This window comes from Marinomonas ostreistagni (assembly GCF_016461785.1).
Lineage (GTDB): Bacteria > Pseudomonadota > Gammaproteobacteria > Pseudomonadales > Marinomonadaceae > Marinomonas > Marinomonas ostreistagni_A.
Window position 1 is genome coordinate 117,740 of sequence record NZ_JAEMUH010000010.1, and the last position, 21,166, is coordinate 138,905.

Sequence of the window (21,166 nt, forward strand, 5' to 3'; positions counted from 1 at the left end):
GATGATGCTTTTATGACAACAAAAAAGCGCCAGAAGGCGCTTTTTTAAGACAATCGAAATAAGGAACGAATTACATTTGGTTCGCTTCTTTGAACTTAGCCATTAGCTCTACAGGCTTTTTCTTCTTGTTTTCGCCGTTTAAAGCGTAAACAACCGTTTCTCCATTTGGACCGGCAGCGATATCAGTATAACGAAGAGGCACTTCACCAACGATGCGCGCATGATTCATCTCTTCCAGTGACTGGAATACATAAATACGCCCTTCCATGCGCATTTCACCATAGAAATCTTCCGCACCACTCAGGTCACCATCAAACATGTCGATACTAGCAATACCGCTTGTCTTCTTCTTGTCTTCATTGGTCAAACCAAACACCAACGTCTCACCTTTTGGCCCCTCACCGATGCGCACTTTACGGTAAGACGTTTCACCTACAGCTAAAAAGTCTTTGTAAGTGGCACGATCATCGAACAAATAAATGCGACCTTCTTCATGCACTTCATACAGGTCTTGATTATTTACTGGCATAGCTTCAGATGCCATTTCAGGGCCTGTTTTAGTTTTTGATCCTGCGCAAGCAGTAAGTAGCAATGAAGAAGCAAGTAAGCCAACAAATGGTAATGAACGTTTAGTCATGAGGTATCTCCTTAAGGTTATAGCCCCATAAACTAACAATGCAATATTGCAAAAATATTGCAAAGCCCATCATAGCCAATTGGATAACATGAAACCAACACCAAAAGAGCGCGTATAGTTATCGTAATCTAGAAGTGACTGACCATACCCCTCAAAATACTGGGCATACCCTCTGACCTTACCCCACATAGGAAAACTTACTCCTAATCTCACTGCCCCACGATTATTGGAAAAGTCTAGATTATTTCTCACAAGCACGTCATAGGTCACATCATTGACTACATGCACAAGAGTCAATTCACCATGCCCCAAATATTCCTCTATATCTGGATTATCATCGTCTTCTTCAGATTCAGGAATTCGATACCAAGGCTTCAAAGAAACAACTGTGTTCTCATGCTCAAAAACAAAGTCTGCATACACTCTGTTCCAAGAACGTGAAAGAGGATCGCCGCGACCATTTGATTGGTGATCAATACCAAGGTTTACATGCGTCAATTTTGTACCGAAAAATGAAAAGTCTGTCTCTTTTCGAATAAAAGCTTCAGGCTCATAACTAGTATCCCGAAAAGGTGCAGAAATTTTGCTATTGTAAGCCTGCCAATAAGACTCTTGGGTATAAGCAAACCACAACTTTGAGTCATTGCCTAAAACACCTTTCGCCACAGGAAATTTCATACTCACCTGAAACTTAAACTCAGTATCTTGCAAAGTATCATCAGGGTTAGCGCTATTATATGAGTCCCTGTCTCCTGACTTTTGCGTATAGTAAACAGGTAAAAAATAATTGGGCCTATGCGGAGTTAAAACAAACGGGTCGCTGGATGTTTGCTCCTCACGCTGAACTCTCTGCTCTACCATGCCTTTAGCTTTACGAGCCCTTTCGGAAATGGGCTCAGGTACTTCCGGCTCCAATGAGGAGGCTTGTGAACTAGGTTGCTCATTGGCACTATTTTTTACGTCTTCAGCCCAAGCACCAGATGCAAAACCAACCCCCAAAAGCAACCAACCGAACTTTCTATATGACATTAATTACTCCTAGGGCTTTCTGCGTCTCTTATTTCAATTAAGCAGGAATCACTTTCTTTAGATAAGAGTCATTATCCATCTCAATTATTTCAACTGATAGACTAACCTGTTTTACTGAAAAGCGACTTAAAGCATCTAGGACAGACTGTGAAAGTTCAGATTTCTGCTGTTTCGTTCGCCCTGAAAGCATACGGACAGATACGTGCACAAATGCATCTTGAACGCCACCTGTGATGAAGTGTTTGCATGCAAAAGCTCTTAGCTTTATATCAGCAGGCAAAAATAACTGAGACTCGATGCAAGCTTGTTGAACCGATTCCATCCAATCGAGTGGTGGAACCTCTTGTTCTAAATTTTGACTGTACTCAATAATACAATGTGGCATGAAGACTTCCTATTTTTAACGTTGTTATGAAAGTGTCAGTATCCTAACTGTATATTAACTGTAGGGGGTAACATATTTAAATGTCGGTAATTGCGTATGTTTTGAGCAACGATTTCTACAGCACTTTGAGGCGTAGTTGGTGCAGAAATATGAGGCAAAACAGTGATATTTGGATGCGTCCAAAACGGGTGAGAGCGTGGCAGAGGTTCATGCTGAAAAACATCCAATACAGCGTGATGAATTCGCCCTACATTTAACTCGTACATTAAAGCATCTTCATCAAGAATCTTTCCACGTGCAAAGTTGATGATTTGGGCCCCTGGCTTTAGTTTAGCAAGGTTCTCATAACTCAATAACCCTTCAGTTTCAGGGGTTTGTGGTAATAAGCAGACCAGAATGTCACTCTGGTTGAGAACCTTTTCTAATCCCTGTTCGCCATCGTAGCAATTCATTCCTGATATTGATTTGGCACTTCGACTCCAACCCACTACGGAAAAACCGAAATCGATAAGCCTTTTTGCGGATTGCGCACCTAGCTCCCCCAGCCCAAGTACGCCTATTGTTCTTTGCTTAGCCGAGACATAAGGTAAGGGCTTCCACACCGCTTTCGATTGTTGAGCTTTATAATCGGGCATATTACGATGAAGATAAAGAGACCACGCAAGCACAGCCTCACTCATTGTTCGACTCAATTCAGGATCAATTAAACGAACAATGCTAAAATTTGGCGCCACATCCGCTTGAAGAAGTTTCTCAACACCGGCCCAAACACTATGAACCCATACTAGGTTAGGCAGTAGTTTCAGCTGGTTAGGATCAGGGTTTGCTATAACAGCGATATCAGAGTTTTCCTTTTCGTGTTCTGACATCATTGATAAAGGCAAGATTAATTCATCAGGAAGCGATGATGACAGCATATCCAACCATAACTGTTCTTCAGCTTTATCTAGGGAACTAACAAAAGGAATCGTGGACTTCAACATAACCTCTCCATTAACCGCTTAACCTGACTGAAATAAATTTCGCTAGATTACTTCAGTTTCGAAGTGAGATTTACAATACTTCTCGAATTCCGTGGCACAAACAGGTCTACTAAAGTAGTACCCTTGGTAACTGTAACAGCCCATTAATTGCAATTGCTGAAAGTGCTCTAGTGTTTCAACTCCCTCAGCCAGCACATTTAACGATAAAGCGTTAGCCATAGCGATAACGGCCAATACGATGGCGTAATCATCTTTATCATTTATTAAGTCTCTGACAAATGATTGATCAATTTTCAATCGATCAATTGGAAGATCTTTCAGGTATTTTAAAGAAGAGTAACCGGTACCAAAATCATCAACCGATAAACTGATGCCTAAATCACGCAACTGCTCCATCTTTGCCAAGGCACTATCAAGGTCAGACATTAAAACCGTTTCGGTAATTTCGATATCGACTAATTCAGCTGGTAAACCACTCTTATCCAAAGCCTCTATCACATAGTCTAGTAAATTAGCGTGGGCAAACTGCATAGGGCTCACATTGATTGAAATTTTCCAGCTATCCTGCCATAGACCTTGTTGACGCCAAGTAGCCACTTGCTCTGTAGACTTCTGTAGTACAATTCTGCCGATGTCATGAATAAGACCAATTTCTTCAGCAACAGGAATAAATTCCATTGGAGAAATAAAACCACGATCGTGGTCTTTCCAACGTAATAAAACTTCTGCGCCTATAATGTCACCCTTGTCATTATTTTGCGGCTGGTAATACACCTCAAACTCATCTTCTTTTAATGCACGATGGAGAGACTTTTCCATTTGCAAACGTGCATCTGATGTGGATTGCATGTCCTCTTGAAAAAAGGCACACGTATTCCGCCCTAACTCTTTTGCCTTATAAAGAGCGGTATCAGCCTGCCTTAGAATGGTTGCAGTAGATTCTTCTGAACCATCAAAATACGACACCCCCATACTCGCAGTGACATGTAAATCATGTCCTTCTACATGCTTTGGTTGAGAGCATTCAAAAAGTACGCGCTGAATAAAGTTATTCATGGAAACGTTACTTTCTTCCATGTCACCACGAACATTTCCCCACAGAAAGACAAACTCATCCCCACCTACTCGAGCAAATGTGGTGTTTGGCGGAACAAGTGGCAACAGGCCATCCACTATTTCTAACAATAATTGATCGCCTATATTATGTCCTAGCGAATCATTGATCGTTTTAAAGCGGTCCAAATCCAGCATGATCAATGCACCGAAACTGGCAGGTTTCATTTCACTCATACATTTCTGCAAATGATCTATCATTAATGCGCGATTCGGCAACCGAGTAAGTGAGTCATAAAATGAAAGCCTATTGATTCGTTTTTGAGCCTCTTTACGTTCAGACAAATCACGCATAAGCAAGACAAATTCTACTTCACCATGTACTTCGTACTTACTAATGCGTATTTCAATTGGGGTAAGAGTTAGATTATTAGATAGCGTCGTTTCAGCAGTCATGGTCTGATCAACAGGCAAATCTCGCAATGAGTGCTCTAAAGATGCCCAAAAACTTCCTCCCTTAACAGTTGTCAGAGGTAAATTCGACATATCTTCTGAGGATTTATTTAAGAGCTTTTCTGCCGCCTCATTGACGACCTGCACTCTAAGCATTCTATCTAACACAACAATCCCATCCGCCGCGTGGCTGATCATGGCTTTTGAGTGTTGATGACTTCGATCTAACGCCTCCAGAGCATTGGTTAAACGCAGCCAAAGCGCATTAAAGGTTGCTTTCAAACGTCCTAGTTCATCATTGCTGTGTAATACATCAAAGCTTGCTGGTACAGATACTCCATTCACTTCATCTACTTTTGCCAATGACCATGTCAACTGCTTCACAGGGCGAGTGACAATCACATAAAATAGCCAAGAAAGAATCAGAGCAAGCAAAACATCTTTAACCAAGTTTTGAATAAATAGCTGGCTATTAAAAGCGATAATTTGCTCAACCAAATAACGACGATCTAACTCTAACTGTATGCGACCTAGAGGAATCTCAATACCGCTAAAGTTCAATAAACGCCCGACAGAGAGTTGCTCACGTAATAAGAAGTTAGCAACATCATTAGATAAAGACGGCGAGAGAGTTGGGGCACTTGCTTGAGCAAAAATGTGATCATTTTCATCATAAACAGTTGCTTGCTGAATGGCTGGGTTATATAGCAAACTTTCAACTTGTTGTTGAGCGAAAGTAACGTCTAGACGAAATAGTGCTTGGGAAAGGGGTCGTTCAACGATGGACAAAGTGTCGTTGAACTCTTTTTGTATTCGATATGGCTCTTGCTGAATAGTGCGATATGCTTGAAAAAAACTAAGTACTAAACTGAGAACAATCGCAAAAATTAGCGTTGCTAAAGACTGTTTGATGTAAAGTGATCGATTTAATGCGGATATCATTCTTACCCTACAACTTCAGCCTCTATGACAAACAATAAAAGGTATTCTCGATATATTCTTATAACTTACCAACGCATGACTATACAGGGTTAATAGTCTTATGCAAACCACCCTTGGAATGATTTTGCTCAACTATTCTCTACTTAGCTTTAGCTATTAAATAGCCGCATATAAAGAGCAGACTTTTTACTAAAAATCCGTTAAATAAAGCTGGCTCTTTTATTTGTAAGGTAAGAATATCGAACCATCATGAGGCATGCCTGTATTGCGTTGATGATACTTTGACAATACAACGGTTAATACTAGTACCCCACCAAGAACCAACCAAGAACCTAATACTACCGAGGACCAACCACCCAGTTGCCAAAAAGGGTCAAGGTAAAAACCACCAACACTCGCTCCGAGATAGTAAAAAACTAAATACAGTGACGAGGCACTTGCTTTAGCCTGTTTGGCATTTTTGCTAACAAATCCGCTTGTAGTTGAGTGACAAAGGAAAAAGCCAAAGCAATTGATAAATAAACCAACAATGATTGCAATCAAAGAGGGATACAGGGTGATCAAAGACCCTAGCATAAGGATGCCTGTCCCAATCGTCATGATCTTAGGCTGAGAAATGTATGCGGCTAACTTTCCTGAAAATGCCGAACCCACGGTACCACTTAAGTAGGTCAAAAAAAGAAGGCTGACATACTTTGCCGACAATGAATATGGTGCGTCCTCGAGAACAAAGGTAATGTAGCTGTATTGATTGATAAATATAAAAAAGTTAAAGCCGCCAATCAGGTAGCACATCAGCAAAACTGGGCTCCGAAGATGCAGCGTTACATTAGTAATAAAATCTCCTATCAAGAAAGGTTTAGCGTGGAAGTTTCGCGAGTTCGGCAACAGAACCCAGAACAAGGTAAAACAAACCATGCTGACAACAGACATCACCATAAATGCAGCTGAGGGCCCTTGCCACTCACCGATAAAACCGCCAATTAAGCGCCCACCTATGCCACCAATTGTATTCCCACTGATATAAAGCCCGACTGCCACAGCCATGGCATGAGGGGTATATTCATCACCCAGATAAGCAACCGCTATTGCAGGTAAGCCGGCAAGAAAAAAACCTTGAAGCCCTCTCAAAACTATAAGGCTGCTGTAATCACTGACGAAACTTAATGCAAATGTCGTAAGAGTCACCCCAAATAAAGTCACCACCATGATTTTTTTACGACCAAGCGCATCGGATAAAGGACCGTAGATTAATAAAGATAAGCCCAAAGTTAATGTTGTAATCGTAAAGCTACTCGACGCTTGTAGCTCACTAATTGCAAACGTTTGAGCGATCATAGGTAGCAACGGTTGGGTTACGTAAACATTAGCAAACACCATAAACGAGCCAATAATAAGCGCTAACGTTCCGCGCCAAAATGCCCAACCACTGGATTCAATCAATGCATTTCACCTTCAAAAGACAATTAATGAAGGAACTATACGCCCAATAAATTTATCAATAAAATATATAAAAATTATCATTTGGATCAAAATAAATGATTGAGATAAAACCACTTAGATACTTCTTAGCTATTGCCGACACCTTAAGTTTTACACGTGCCTCTGAACAACTTTATGTTGCTCAACCTGCATTAAGCATGGCGATGAAAAAATTAGAACGAGAGCTAGACGTTACTCTTTTCCATCGACGCGATCGAAAAATAAGCCTAACAGATGAAGGAAAAGTGCTTTACGAATACGCTAGAAAACTCATTCAACAAGCAGACCAAACACAATCTGCAATGGAAGAGCTCAGTGGGCTAAAAAGTGGTGAAGTCAGAGTGGGGATTCCCAGTATGCTTGGCTCTTACTACTTCCCTCCTATTCTAATGGCATTTCGCCATCGGTACCCAAACCTAACACTTCAAGTGATTGAAGGAGGCACATGGAAACTCCAGCAAATGCTAGAAAGTGGAGAAATAGACCTAAGTGTAATTGTTGCTGAAAAGCCAAACGATTCATTAGAAACTCACGGGCTTTTAAAAGAACAAATGTTAGTCACTATTAACCAAGACCACCCTTTCGTAGCATTACGAAGCATTGAGCCTGAACTGTTCTTTCAAGAAGAGCTCGTTATGTTCAAAGAAGGTTTTTTTCATCGACGCGTTATTGACCGATTAGCCCAGCAACAAGGAGTTAAGCCAAACATTGGCTTTGAGACTAACCTGATCCCTCTCATAAAATCTATTGTTCAACAGGGGTTTGGAATTACAACGCTCCTTGGAATGGTAATAGAAGAGAACGATGGGCTGGTCACACGACCGTTTTCTGATGAAGTTTGGCTGGATATCAATATTGCCTGGCGTAAAGATGGCTACCTTTCAAAAGCTAACCGCACCTTCCTAGCATTCCTAATAGAAGAAACAGAGCGAAATAAACCTAGCACATGAACTTAACAACCAAGAAAACTGCGAAAACCTCACTAAAGGAATCCCTATTGAGACATAAGCATTGATTAAAATGTAAAAAATCGTATCCTCCCATTGTCTCAGTCACATCAATGTTACTTTTTGTAAGCAATCTTCATAATGACCAAAGGACGAAGTCATGAAACTTTCACTTCAGAGCAAAATTACTTTACAAAGCATTTTTGCCATTCTCATTGTCTCCATCTCTGTGGGCTGGCTTGCTTACAGCAAGTTTTACTCTGCAAATCAAGAAAGCATCCGATCTGAATCCGCTTCACAAGCATCCGCTATCAACGTTTATTTAACGAACTGGTATTCAGACCGAGAATCAACCATGGCCTCGGTAAAACACCATTTGGAAAAATCTCTTTCTACTCAAAATGAAAATGAAACCGAGATTTTATCTGTTCTTCAACAAGCCCAATCAAGCCTAGGCTTTGGGATGACTTTTCTCGGGTTAGAAAATGGGCATATGTATAGACATGATCCAAGCTTAAACGGTGCAGGTTATGACCCTCGAGTGCGCTCTTGGTACAAAGAAGCAAAAGCAAGTAAAACGGCGTATGTTACTGCCCCCTATATTTCAGCCTCAACCAAAAAGTTGTCCATGACTTTCGTTGAACCAATTATTGTCAACGGACGTTTTATCGGAGCAATTGGAGGGTTAGTATTCCTTGAAGATTTACTGGATCGTATATTGGAACTGAAAGTTTTGGGCAATGGTGAACTCATTCTTTTGGGGCAATCAGGGCAAGTCATCGCACATCAGGATAAGTCCCTCATACAAAAGAATATTGATGAACTAGACTATCAACTTACTAATGAAGAGATTGAAGCCTCTCAACATTCCCCTATTTACAAAGAGCTTGAGGTAGCTGGCGTTCCAAAGTTTGTTTATATCCAGAAACTTGCTAAAGCCAATTGGTCTGTTGCATTAGTGATGGATAAAGCAACATTAATGACCCCTATCCATAATTTTGCTTCCTCTGCCATCATTTCCGTTCTGATATCACTGATTGTTATCTCCTTGATTATTTTTAAATTGGTGCAGTGGCTATTAAAAGACCTTAGAACTGTTACTACAAAGCTTCAGGATATTTCTAACGGAGACGCAGATTTAACCGCTCGTATCTCAGTTAACAGCCAAGATGAAGTTGCGGCGTTGGTCACCGCTTTTAATCAGTTTGTGGAAAGGCTGCAGAGTACTATCAATAATATCAAGTCTATTGAAGGTAAAATTGCATTACAAACCAGTGCTATTAACGATACTTCAGAACACAGCCACACCAGATTAATTGCCCAACAAAACAGTATTACGATGGTAGCAACAGCCGTTCATGAAATGGCCCAAGCTACTCAAGAAATCGCAGACAATGCACTTGAAACGGCTCGTAATGCAGATAACGCAGTCTCTACAAGTGCATCGGGACAATCTCAGATAGACACTAGTCAAACCAGCATCCAACAACTTGCCCAAGAGGTTGGTAATGTCTCAGAGGTCATTCAAAAAGTTAGTGAAGATGCTGAGAGTATTAATTCTATCCTGAACACTATATCTGACATTGCCGAGCAAACGAATTTACTTGCCCTCAATGCAGCAATTGAGGCAGCTCGAGCCGGAGAGCAAGGCCGCGGCTTCGCTGTAGTAGCTGACGAAGTACGCGTTCTGAGTCAACGAACCTATAGTTCAATCGAAGAAATTCAAAAGATGATTGAAAACTTACAAGTTAGTAGTCGTCAGGCCGTCACTCAAATACAAAAGAGTTACGAACAAGCAGAGAAAAGTGTAACGGATATTCATACAGCACGTGCAAGCTTTGACCAAATCAAACAGCTAATAACCAGTATAAGCGATCGAGCAACTCAGATAGCCAGTGCAACAGAGGAACAAACAAGTGTTACAAAAGGTATTAGCGAAAACACATCCGAAGTTGATGAGGGAGCGCGTGAGATGGTGACCTTTGCAGAGAAAAATGAAGCCACAGCTAACCAGTTAGCTGACTTAACCAAAGAGCTCAACGAAAACATCCATTACTTTAAAAGTTAATATTGTTAACTCATCATCGAAGCAGGGTTGCCAGCATCAACCCTGCTTTATTTGGCTAGGCAAATGGCGCAACCCCAATCAGCCATGCATGAAGATGAAAAGCGACAATGTAATACGCGACTAAGCTTAGTACTAAAGCAAGAATGTCGTATTTAAAGTCAGGCGCTTGATATACTACTTTTTCACTTCTAATACGGCGCTTTGAGATTACGAAATTTATGACCGCCCACGCCAGAAAGCTGCCAAATAAGACCACATCAGCAGTAGTACCATTGCTAATCAAGTGAGCAAAAGCCCATAGCTTAACGCCCACGACCATTGGTACGCCAATTCGGGACTTCGTTTTACTGTATGGCATGGCCGCTACAATCACGTAGAAAAATGCAACCAAGACTAATAGCGCTGCAATATGACGGGTCCAAACTGGAGGATACCAAAGCCACTCAGCACTGTAGCGGGCATAGCCATAGCCCATAATTATCGTCAGCAACCCCGTTACAGCCACAGCAGAATGCATCAATTTCCAATTTTTTGTGCCCAGCTGCTCCATCATAAATTGACGCCACTCTGGTGCGAATAACCGTATCGAATGAATTCCTATGAATAAAACTAACCCTACGAGCAATAACGCCATCGTCCTCTCCAAATCAAGCTAAAAAAACTTCTAAAACATTTATCAAACAGAGTGCAGAGCAGCAAAATTGAGTGCATAACCCGCCATGTTTGAAGTCATATTTCCTATATTATTCAAGCGATTATACAGTCTTTACATTTTCCGGATGCGACTATCTCACATTTCGTTTTCTTTGCAATTTCCCGACACCATAATCACATTATCAAGCCAATTTATCATTATGATTAATAACCATGGTCAGATAAGTGGTTCTTACCAATCCTCTTAGAACTCTATTTAATTAAGCGAATAACGAACTTATATGCTGAAACTTTCAACGTTAACATTACCTGTGATCGCGAGCTTAGCATTATCAAATGCATCTTGGGCAGAAGAAAGCTTGCCAAGCACTAATGAAAACAAAGCACAAACCTCTAGCGTGATGAAACCTGAGCGGACAGGCTACAGCTTCTCTCGCCAAACCGTTATCGATTTAGCGAAAGCACTTGCTGCAGAGCCTATGAAAGCGCCGCAGAAAGCAGATCCTGAATTAATTAATTTGGACTACGATACGTATCGTCAGATCAACTTTCAGCAAAATCAAGCTGTCTGGGGAGATGCGCCAACACAGTTTTCGATCCAGTTATTCGCACCAGGCTTTTTATATCAAGATCTAGTGGAAATCGATGCAGTTGAGAGTGGGCGAGCTTATCCTATCAATGCCACATCCGAATCTTTTATTACTCCTAATGAAAATATCAGTAAGCTGATCGCTGATCTAGGTAAGTTCGCAGGATTACGTTTGCACTACCCCATCAACACCGATGATAAGAAGGATGAATTTATTGTCTTTCAAGGTGCCAGCTACTTTCGCGCCATTTCCAAAGGCCAAAAGTATGGCGTTTCGGCTAGAGGCCTCGCGGTTGATGTCGCACAGCCTAAAGGGGAAGAATTTCCTATGTTCCGCCACTTTTGGATAGAGCGACCTTCAAGCTCACAGCAAGCGATTGTTGTGCACGCTTTGCTTGACAGCAAAAGTGTTACCGGAGCTTATCGATTTGGCATCTTCCCAGGATCACCAACACGAATCGAAGTGGAATCCACGCTGTTCCCGCGAAAAGATTTAGATCATGTTGGTTTAGCACCTTTAACATCGATGTACATGTTTAATAAGACAATGGACGAATCCCCATCAGCAGACCACCGAGCAGCAGTGCACAACTCAGAAGGCCTGCAGATTCAAACAGGTCAAGGGGAAATGCTATGGCGTCCATTGTCTAACCCAGACAATCTACAAATCAGTGCGTTTATGGATGAATCACCACAAGGTTTCGGCTTGATTCAGCGCCAGCGCCAATTTAGTGCCTATCAAGATTTAGAAGCCCTTTATCAGCGCCGCCCTTCTATCTGGGTGAAACCAATGAATGACTGGGGCAAAGGCCATATTGAGCTGGTTGAAATTCCTTCTCAGTCTGAAAGTAACGACAATATTGTTGCTTACTGGCAACCAGAAGCTCCCCTTAAAAAGGGTCAGCCTTTTGAATATTCATACCGCTTAACTCTCACTAATGACACACCAGTATTATCTGGACAACCACATATTGTCCGTAGTGCGGTGAACGAGTCGTCATCTGAGCCACAGTTAGTTATTGATTACGAGGACGTGAAGGTATCCATTCTTGAAAGCCTTCAAGTAGACGCCAGCATCAGCCAAGGCAGAATTGTTGACACTAAATTAGTTGCCAACCCTTATCAGCAAGGTGTTCGAGCCTTTGTCACTTTTGACCCTGAAGAAGCCGATACGGCTGAAATTAGACTACAGCTAAAACAAGACGATAAACCACTTGCAGAGACGTGGTTATATCGATGGACGGGAGAATGATGGATCATAAGATGAAATACTCAACAAATTACGCTTTACCCAAAGATGCCGTACTCGACATGCCGAGACATGCCATTAATGAGCAGAGAAAAGAGACAAAAAAGCAGCAGCAACGCTTTTTTTTCACCACCTTACTTTCTAGGTTTTTCGTACTAATTTGTACCGTAGGGCTCTCTGTTTACGGCGCGAAAGAAATGTATGAGGTATTGAGTACCAACCATATTACTTGGTTACAGTGGTTATTTCTTGCTCTTTTCTGCATTAATTTTACATGGATTTCGTTCGCTTTTAGTCAAGCAACCCTCGGCCTGCTATTCAAGTTGTCACCATTTCGCAAAAAGCGCTTGGAAGCAGAACCCGACGGCGTTACCGCAATCTTATTACCAGTTTACAATGAAGACCCCATGCGGATTCGAGCCAGCATTGAAGCCATGCAGGAAGATCTTTTGGAGAATGCGCCAGGTAAGTTTGCCTTTTTCATTCTGAGTGATACCAATCGAGCTGAAAATAGCATTCGCGAGAAACAGGCTTTTCATCCCATTCTCAATGATGATCAGACTGGTTGCCCTATTTACTATCGTCGCCGCTTTAATAATGCTGAGCGAAAAGCGGGCAATGTTTCAGACTGGGTAACCCGTTTTGGCGCTGAATATGACTGCATGATTGTACTTGATGCAGACAGCTTGATGAGTGCAGAGTGCTTGATGTCGATGGCTCGTCGTATGGCGGCAGAACCCACCTTAGGTTTAATCCAAACACTTCCAACGATTATACGTGCCGATACGCTTTATAGCCGAATTCAGCAGTTCGCCAATCAATGCTTCGGCCCCATTTATGCAGCAGGGTTAACCACTTGGCATGGTAATGCTTCAAATTTCTGGGGTCATAACGCTATTATCCGAACTCGCGCTTTTGCTGAAGCTTGTGGTTTGCCAATCCTTCCTGGTAAAGCACCATTTGGCGGTCATGTCATGAGTCACGACTTTATAGAAGCGGCACTCTTGCGCCGAGCTGGATGGGGCGTACGCTTTGATACCGATTTGCAGGCCTCATATGAAGAGGCACCGCCATCACTGATTGACGTCATGGTTCGTGACCGTCGTTGGTGTCAGGGGAACTTGCAGCACAAAGCATTTGTTCCAGCTAAAGGCCTGCATTTCGTTTCTCGAATGCACTTGATGACGGGCATATTCTCCTACTTCAGTGCTGTTTTTTGGTTTGCACTGATCGCCGTCGGTTTTGCTCTTGCAATTCAAGCTCACTTTGTCAGACCTGAGTATTTTAATAATCTATCGCTTTTTCCAACTTGGCCAGTATTTGACTTTGAGAGGGCACGCTCGCTATTCGTCGTCTCCATGGCGTTAGTGTTAGCCCCTAAGTTTTATGGCTGGATTAATGTAATGCTGCATTGGCGTGTTTGCCGTCAGTTTGGCGGGCCAATTATGCTAACCATAGATACTCTACTGGAAGTACTCATTTCGGCCCTTTACGCACCTATTTTGATGTTCTCGCAATTCTTAGTGGTCGTGGACGTGTTAAAGGGCCGAGACAGCGGCTGGAAGCCGCAGTCACGAGATGACGGGGCGAACCGCTGGTCTGAGGCTGCACGTGCACACATTTACCATACATTGTTTGGTATGTTACTTGCGGCCAGCGCCTACTTTTTGAGCCCACAACTATTTTATTGGTCGCTGCCCATTTCATTTGGGTTGATTTTCTCAATTCCTCTTTCTTGGTTAAGTGGCGGCTCTAAACGAGGCAATGTACTCGCTAGATTGGGCCTCTTAAAAGGCCCAGAGGAACGTAGACCAAGTAAAATCGTAAGTTTACTAGAGCAACATATTGCGAGACTCGAGCATCACGCAAGCAGCTCTAATACTCTCAAAGACTATGTCGATAACAGAGAGTTTTACTATTGGCACTTAGCTCAACTCCCAGAGCTTGAAAACAAACAGTTTGATCGACATAAGGTCTGTGCTGCATGGCAAATCGAGCACAGTGACTCTATTGATGAGCTTTACGAACATCTGAATGAACAAGAGCTACTGTCAATTCTCAAGTACCGCTCTGTATTTTTGAGCTTACAGAAGTTTCTACCAGAAGCATCTCAAAACGCTCGCCAATCTGCATAAATACCAGTCAGCCACCTAGTGGTGGCTGACTATTCAATCGAGCATGATCCAATACTTTTACGCGCAAAGCGTTCTAGCATGACCATTTTCATGACATAGATTAATAGAAATCTCTCGTCACTCGCACACATCTCTCAAAAATTAATCTAGATCAATTTCTTTTTTGCGTACAAGAGTATGGTGAGCACATCTTATTTGATTTGCACCCACCAGGAGACATGGATATGAAATCTGTAACTAAATTCGCCTTAATTTCCGCTGCACTTGTAAGTGCCCCTCTGGCTATGGCACACGAAGCGGGTGACATGTTTATTCGTGGCGGTTTGGTCGATGTCGTACCAAATGAAAGCAGCACAGGTCTAGACCTAGGCGTTGAAAGCAATGTACAGATAGGCTTAACTGCAACGTATATGTATTCAGATAACGTTGGTATCGAGCTACTTGCTGCCACACCGTTTACACACGATGTGACACTAGCAGGTGCAGGAAAAATTGGTGAAGTATCTCATCTACCACCATCATTGATGGCTCAATATTACTTTGGTCAAGCTGACAGTGCAGTACGCCCATATGTTGGTGCAGGTCTTAACTACACGGTATTCTTTGATGAGAAAACGGAAGGCGCTATCGCTGGCACGGATCTAGAACTTGATGATTCATTTGGTCTTGCTGTTCAAGCTGGTCTTGATTACAGCCTATCTGAAAACCTATTCGTAAACGCTTCAATTTGGTACATGGACATTAGTACCGATGTTAAACTAGACGGTGTTAAATCTGCTGAACTAGATATCGACCCGCTTGCTTTCATGGCCAGCGTTGGTTACAAGTTTTAATCATCTAGTCTAAGATTTCCTCTTGAAAGTCTCGCTCATAGATCGAGACTTTCATGTTTTAAAACGTCAAGAATCCCCAAAACCTCGCCCTCAATTGACAACTTATTGCAGCTAAGCAGAACAAACCGCACAGCAAATTTGAAGTTGACGCTATTCATATTTACTCCATAACCAATCCGATCAACACTGATCTCGTTCTTAAAAATTGGTCACAAGGAGTAACACCATGAAAAAAGTTATGCCAATCATTGCTAGTACTATTGCCCTTTCATCATTTGCGGGAATTGCTCACGCAGAAGATTGGAGCACAAACGAAAGCGGCCTCTATATTGGTGGTAACTACGGCTATTTAAAAGTCGATAGCGACGACGACTTTGATGACAATAATGATGTATGGCAAGGTCTTATTGGCTATCGTTTTAGCGAGTTCTTTGCTCTGGAAGGTAGCTACACTGACTTCGGTTCTTACGGTGGCAGTCTTGCAAATGCTGAAACAGATGGTTACAGCGCAGCTCTTAAAGGTATTCTGCCATTAACCGATTCAATTGAGTTTTTCGCCAAAGCCGGTCAAATTTGGTACGACACAGATTATTCTGTCGCTGGCGTAACAGGCAGCTCTGATGATGAAGCATTATTTGCAGGTGCGGGCTTAAACTTCAAACTGTCTGAGCAACTGCTTCTTAATGCCCAATACACTTGGTACGACGCAGAACTGAGTGCAGATGATCTAGATGAAGACAGTGATTTTGACACAAACTTTAACCAAGCAAGTGTTGGTGTTGAATACCGCTTTTAAGCAACCTATCAAGTAACAAAGAAAGCCCTTTTATGGGCTTTCTTTCGTTTACGCAATGCTTTTCACATGACTATGTAAACGATAGCCTGCGATCAGACCAATCACAGCAAACCCAATCCAAATCAACTCTCTTGGCACAGTAGGCCAAGACAGTAACGTTCCCACTAATACGTTACCTGTAAATGCAGCTAAACCACCAACACAAGAATACATCCCGTAATAGCTGCCCAGCTCAGATTTAGAACAAAATTTCGGTACATAAGAGCCAAGTAATGGGAGAACTAACATTGAACCAACACTGAATATAGCAGCGTACAGAACAAAGTTAGCGCCAGGGAGTGACATAATATTTGGTAAGAACAGCAAATAAGAACTCCCCATCAGTGCAAGCCCCAAGCCCATTGCTTTGGCACTTCCTATCGTCCGACTAACCAAACGACTAATGGGTAATTGAAAGCATATTCCTAAAATAGATGACGTCATAAACACCCAAGTAATCACGCTTGAGTCCAATGCTCGTGTCTCTACTTCGTTAGGCAATGCTAAATATAATTGATGAAAGAATAAATGGAATGCACAAGCGTAAGCAATAAACTTAAGAAATGCTGTATTTTTAAGCATGTTTAACCAGTGCCGCCAAAACGCACCCTCGCTGCGGCTGCGCTTTTCTTGGTCAGCCAATTCAGGTAAAAAACGCCACTGGATGACAAACAACCCGAAAAACAATAATGCAGCGCCAAAACCGACCCACATAAAGTCGATGGTCACTAATGCAATCCCCAACAGAGGACCAAGAAACATACCTGATTCACTGGTCCAATTTTGCATGGCAAAGATGCGGTCACGACGTGTTTGATCGGGTGCTTCATGTGCCAAATACGCGTTACTCGAAGGGGTGAATAATGCACCAGCAAAGCCGGTTAAAAACGCTCCTAGTAGTAGTAATGGAAAGCTTGCGGCAAAGCCTAATAACCCAAACCCACCAACTCGAACAAGGCAGCCTAGCAAAATAAGCTTCTTATAACCTAAGTAATCTCCTAGAGTGCCCCCAACTAAAAATAAGCCTTGCTGGCTTAGCACCCGTAAGCCAATCACTACCCCTACATGCCAAGGACTCAAGCCAAGGTTTCTTTGCAAGTGATCTGCCAGATAAGGCAGCAACATGTAAAAGCCAAGATTAAAGGTAAAGCCATTGATAACGAGGACACGACTGGCTGCTGATAATGCGCGCCAGTCTGCTAAGAAGTGATTAGCGTTCATGCTATGGGTTATTCAACCTGTTCTAGGATAGCGTCGACACGCTCAGGATTAAGGGCAATTTTGTTACGAAAAGAAGGATAAAACTGATCAAGAGATGCTTTATTTACCGCCTCACCCACTTGAATCACTCCGACCATCCCCATCATCAAATGTGGCGGGCAATAGTACAAATTCACACCTTCTTTAGTGAGCTCTACGGTATAAGTCTCATTTAACTTTGATGACCATTCCTTTTGCTGATCTGGTGTCAAAGCTGAAGCGACATGGTGACCTGGTTGAGTAGGTAAAAAAGTGACCGTATCTCCCACTTGTGCTTGGATGAAATCCGGCTCAAACACCATAGGTCCTTTCTTCCCATAGCTTAACATCTGTACTTGCCAGTCTTTAGCAAATACAGAAGTGCAAGCTATTGAGGTGACAGCCGCAAAGAACAGCGATCTAGTTAACATAAGATGATTCCGGTTTTGATGCATGTAAAGACTCCTTCATACTGACATAGGCGTGAGCGCCACGCCTTTGTGTACGAATGAAAGGTACGCCTAGACTATCTAGTTGCACATCCGCCTTGACCCCATAAACTTCTTCCACCATAGCTGGAGTAATGACCTCTTTCGGTGCTCCTTGTGCGACCACTTTCCCTCCTTTTAGCACCAACAAATTATCTGCGTATTGCGCCGCAAGATTAAGATCATGAAGAATCATCAGCGAGACCCAGCCTTTTTGCTTTGTCTGTTGATCTAAGTGGTCTAACAACACTTGCTGAAAATGAAGATCCAGAGCACTTACAGGCTCATCTAGCATTAGAATCTTGGGTTTACGCATCAAGGCCTGAGCGAATAAAATCATCTGACATTGACCGCCACTCAAAGTTCGTACATCACGGTTTGCCAGATGCAGCAACCCAATTTGATCCAGTGCTTGCAATGCTTCCTCTAACAGCTGATCACCAAGCTTGAGTGACAAAGCATTTAACTGACCGAGCAGAACAACTTCTAAAACCGTTAAGCCTACGTCTAAACGAATGTCTTGTGGCATATAACCAAACTGGGTACGCCAAGTAGATAACGTTGCTTTAGTAAGAGGTGCTCCAGCAAAGGACACTAGTCCCTTTTGAGGATGAATATCGCCAAATAGCGTCTTTAACAAGGTGCTTTTACCGGTGCCATTGGGCCCAATAATGACATGGGTTTTGCTTGGCTCTAATTCGAAGCTCATATCGTCTGCTAACACCAGGTCATCAAACGATAAATCAAGGTTCTCAACTTTTAACATCGTTATCGCCTCTTACCGATGATCAACCAAAAGAAAAACGGTACACCAATGATTGCGGTAACAATACCTATCGGAAATAGTGCACCCGGCACAATGACTTTAGACAATACCGACGCGCTAGAGAGTAAAAATGCACCCACTAAAAAAGAGAGCGGTAAAAAATAACGCTGATCTTCACCCACCAACATACGAGCAATATTTGGTGCAACAATCCCGATAAAACCGATAATTCCAACAAAACTGGTGGCCGTCGCTGTCATGATTGCAACTAAGATAAGGGTTTTTAGACGCAGTCTGGTGACATTGACTCCTAAGCTTTTTGCTCTTTCTTCACCTAAGCGAAGCGCAGTCAGCTTCCAGGAGTCTTTAAGTAGCACAGACATGCAAGCAAAGGTTACTACCGCAGTAATGGTCACATTTGTCCAGTTAGCTTTAGTCAAACTGCCGAATAACCAGAACAGAATCTGTTGGCTTAGTTCAGGAGAAGAGACAAACTGTACCAGAGAAAGTAATGACTGGAACAAAAACAGCAATGCGATACCCGCTAGGATAAGCTGTCCCGAAGTGATATGGCGCATCATAGCCAGACCAAATAGCAAGCTTGCAGACAACATACAACATACAAATGCGCCGATTGGTACAGCTATCTGTGAACTCAACCCCAGAGAACCAATGTACAACATCAACGCTGCACCAAAACCTGCCGCCGCTGCCATTCCTAGCGTATATGGGCTAGCCATAGGATTGTTTAATAAAGTCTGCATTTCTGCCCCCCCAACACCGAGGGAACCACCGACAATAATCGCCATTAACGCAATCGGCAGGCGAAGATTTGTGACAATCACTTCCGTAGTACGTGCCACCTCAATAGGAGCACCCAGTTTATTTAGTAAGGCGTCGGTCACATCCCCTAAATCAAGCAAAGATGGCCCGGTTGCGATATCAAGCACAAACGACAGTAACAATAGAGAAAATAGTGCAGCCAGCATGAACCAACGACGCTTTTCAGAACGCCTCTGCGAATCCAGAGCCTCAGCTAGCATAATAGAGTGTTGCATGTATCTATAATCTTTTTTCAGGGTCAATTTGATCGAAAAAATATATCTCAGCAAAAAATACAAAAAAGCGAAATTCATATTATTTACACATATAAATAAAATGATAATGATTTGCAGAACCATTTTAAATAACTGTAGAATGCGTCACAAGGAATAAATGGTATTTCTGATCAATGGAATTGCTGATTTCGAGTTTTAAACTAAGGAAAAGCACTATGTTGCCAAAAATTACGGCCTTTTCTACTTTACTATTAACTTCGTCGATATGTTTTGCGCAAGATGTCACTGTTACAGATGTTCTTGATCGACAGGTCACATTTGATGCGCCAGCTAAACGCGTTGTTGTCGGCTTTTACCCTGAAGACTACATGGCTATTGGTACTGAAGCGGCCTATGACCACGTGGTTGGTATGTCTAAATACATTTGGCAAGCGCGCCCAGCGAACTGGGAAATGTACCTCGAGCACCGCCCTTCTCTAGATCAAATTCCAGGGATCGGCCGAGTAGATACAAAAACGTTTTCAGTGGAAAAAGTAATCAGCCTAAACCCTGATTTAATTATGCTAGCGGATTGGCAATACAAGGGATTGGGAAGCGATGTTGAACGACTAGAAAGCGCAGGTATTCCGGTCATTGTAGTGGACTACAATGCACAAACTCTTGAGCGCCATGTTAAAAGTACTGAAATTATTGGTGTCATTACAGGCCAAGAAGAGCGTGCCAAGAAAATTGCAGATGAATACACGCAAAATCTTAGCATGATTCAAACGCGTATCGAGCAAGCCAACCTACCTAAGCCAACGGTTTACACTGAGTATGGCGCTGCGGGCGTTAATGAGATTGGCTACACATTTGGTAAAAACATGTGGGGCGCTATTTCCACTATGGCTGGCGGCGACAACATCTCTGCACCTTATATTGAATGGTGGGGAAAACTAAACCCCGAGCAAATCATTGCAGCCAACCCAGATGTAATAGTAATGACAGGATATGAAACTGGCTCAGGTGATGATGCCATGATCATGGGTCAAGGTGTTGACGAAAACGAAGCCAAATCACGTCTAGCAGGATTCAAAGAGCGCACGGGGTGGTCTACTATTTCGGCGGTTCAAAATGATCGTATGTATGGAGCATATCATGGTGCAGTACGATCGATTCTTGATGGGCCAATGATTCAGTTTTACGCAAAAATACTTTACCCAGAGCTTTTCCAAGATCTTAACCCTGAACAAGCTTACTTAGACTTCTATAAAGCATATTTGCCAGTTGTTCCTCACGGCACATTTGTGATTGAGTAAATATAATCTCAACCCTACATTAAAGTTAGCCTGTGTATTTAAG

Annotated in this window: 18 protein-coding genes; 7 read left to right on the plus strand and 11 right to left on the minus strand. The window is 42.4% G+C overall.

Annotated elements, in window-relative coordinates; translation table 11 throughout:
• Positions 1-70: 70 nt before the first annotated feature.
• From JHD44_RS11695 to JHD44_RS11720, 6 genes are all read right to left on the minus strand, one after another.
• Positions 71-637 (minus strand): hypothetical protein, encoded by a 567-nt coding sequence (locus JHD44_RS11695; protein ID WP_199462924.1) that lies wholly within the window; start codon positions 635-637, stop codon positions 71-73.
• Positions 638-706: 69 nt separating this feature from the next.
• Positions 707-1,666, minus strand: coding sequence for a phospholipase A (locus JHD44_RS11700; protein WP_199462925.1), 960 nt, complete (start codon positions 1,664-1,666; stop codon positions 707-709).
• A 37-nt stretch (positions 1,667-1,703) separates the two neighbouring features.
• Positions 1,704-2,051 (minus strand): 5-carboxymethyl-2-hydroxymuconate Delta-isomerase, encoded by a 348-nt coding sequence (locus tag JHD44_RS11705; protein ID WP_199462926.1) that lies wholly within the window; start codon positions 2,049-2,051, stop codon positions 1,704-1,706.
• A gap of 35 nt (positions 2,052-2,086) precedes the next feature.
• Positions 2,087-3,034 (minus strand): 2-hydroxyacid dehydrogenase, encoded by a 948-nt coding sequence (locus JHD44_RS11710; protein ID WP_199462927.1) that lies wholly within the window; start codon positions 3,032-3,034, stop codon positions 2,087-2,089.
• A 42-nt stretch (positions 3,035-3,076) separates the two neighbouring features.
• Positions 3,077-5,482 (minus strand): putative bifunctional diguanylate cyclase/phosphodiesterase, encoded by a 2,406-nt coding sequence (locus JHD44_RS11715; protein ID WP_199462928.1) that lies wholly within the window; start codon positions 5,480-5,482, stop codon positions 3,077-3,079.
• A 219-nt stretch (positions 5,483-5,701) separates the two neighbouring features.
• Positions 5,702-6,925 carry an MFS transporter gene (locus JHD44_RS11720; protein WP_199462929.1) on the minus strand — a complete coding sequence of 408 codons (1,224 nt, stop codon included), beginning with the start codon at positions 6,923-6,925 and terminating at the stop codon, positions 5,702-5,704.
• A 98-nt stretch (positions 6,926-7,023) separates the two neighbouring features.
• Between JHD44_RS11720 and JHD44_RS11725 the strand changes: the two genes are divergently transcribed.
• On the plus strand, positions 7,024-7,914 hold the full coding sequence (locus JHD44_RS11725; protein WP_199462986.1) for a LysR family transcriptional regulator: 891 nt from the start codon (positions 7,024-7,026) through the stop codon (positions 7,912-7,914).
• Positions 7,915-8,071: 157 nt separating this feature from the next.
• Positions 8,072-9,979, plus strand: a complete 1,908-nt coding sequence (locus tag JHD44_RS11730) for a methyl-accepting chemotaxis protein (RefSeq protein WP_199462930.1) — start codon at positions 8,072-8,074, stop codon at positions 9,977-9,979.
• A 55-nt stretch (positions 9,980-10,034) separates the two neighbouring features.
• On the opposite strand, the gene JHD44_RS11735 is transcribed toward JHD44_RS11730, so the two are convergent.
• Positions 10,035-10,613 carry an NnrU family protein gene (locus JHD44_RS11735; protein ID WP_199462931.1) on the minus strand — a complete coding sequence of 193 codons (579 nt, stop codon included), beginning with the start codon at positions 10,611-10,613 and terminating at the stop codon, positions 10,035-10,037.
• A 301-nt stretch (positions 10,614-10,914) separates the two neighbouring features.
• On the opposite strand from JHD44_RS11735, the gene JHD44_RS11740 reads away from it, so the two are divergent.
• The 4 genes from JHD44_RS11740 (at position 10,915) to JHD44_RS11755 (ending at position 16,235) form a co-directional block, all read left to right on the plus strand.
• Positions 10,915-12,474, plus strand: a complete 1,560-nt coding sequence (locus JHD44_RS11740) for a glucan biosynthesis protein G (RefSeq protein WP_199462932.1) — start codon at positions 10,915-10,917, stop codon at positions 12,472-12,474.
• An 11-nt stretch (positions 12,475-12,485) separates the two neighbouring features.
• A complete protein-coding gene (gene mdoH / locus JHD44_RS11745) occupies positions 12,486-14,606 on the plus strand; it encodes a glucans biosynthesis glucosyltransferase MdoH (RefSeq protein WP_199462933.1) in 2,121 nt (706 codons plus the stop codon).
• A 224-nt stretch (positions 14,607-14,830) separates the two neighbouring features.
• A complete protein-coding gene (locus JHD44_RS11750; protein ID WP_199462934.1) occupies positions 14,831-15,439 on the plus strand; it encodes an OmpW family outer membrane protein in 609 nt (202 codons plus the stop codon).
• Between the two features lie 226 nt (positions 15,440-15,665).
• A complete protein-coding gene (locus JHD44_RS11755; RefSeq protein WP_199462935.1) occupies positions 15,666-16,235 on the plus strand; it encodes a porin family protein in 570 nt (189 codons plus the stop codon).
• Positions 16,236-16,283: 48 nt separating this feature from the next.
• On the opposite strand, the gene JHD44_RS11760 is transcribed toward JHD44_RS11755, so the two are convergent.
• The 4 genes from JHD44_RS11760 to JHD44_RS11775 are packed head-to-tail and all read right to left on the minus strand — an operon-like array spanning position 16,284 to position 19,825.
• Positions 16,284-17,495: an MFS transporter gene (locus JHD44_RS11760; protein ID WP_199462936.1), complete on the minus strand. Its 1,212-nt coding sequence runs from the start codon at positions 17,493-17,495 to the stop codon at positions 16,284-16,286.
• 8 nt (positions 17,496-17,503) lie between these two features.
• Entirely contained in the window at positions 17,504-17,944 is a 441-nt protein-coding gene (locus JHD44_RS11765) for a pseudoazurin (protein WP_199462937.1), read from the minus strand.
• A complete protein-coding gene (locus JHD44_RS11770; RefSeq protein ID WP_199462938.1) occupies positions 17,934-18,767 on the minus strand; it encodes an ABC transporter ATP-binding protein in 834 nt (277 codons plus the stop codon). Before JHD44_RS11770 ends, JHD44_RS11765 begins: the two co-directional genes overlap by 11 nt.
• Before the next feature lie 2 nt (positions 18,768-18,769).
• The gene (locus tag JHD44_RS11775) at positions 18,770-19,825 is read right to left on the minus strand and encodes a FecCD family ABC transporter permease (RefSeq protein ID WP_199462939.1); all 1,056 of its coding nucleotides are present in this window, start codon (positions 19,823-19,825) and stop codon (positions 18,770-18,772) included.
• A gap of 215 nt (positions 19,826-20,040) precedes the next feature.
• Between JHD44_RS11775 and JHD44_RS11780 the strand changes: the two genes are divergently transcribed.
• Positions 20,041-21,123: an ABC transporter substrate-binding protein gene (locus JHD44_RS11780; protein ID WP_199462940.1), complete on the plus strand. Its 1,083-nt coding sequence runs from the start codon at positions 20,041-20,043 to the stop codon at positions 21,121-21,123.
• The last annotated feature ends 43 nt before the right edge of the window (positions 21,124-21,166 follow it).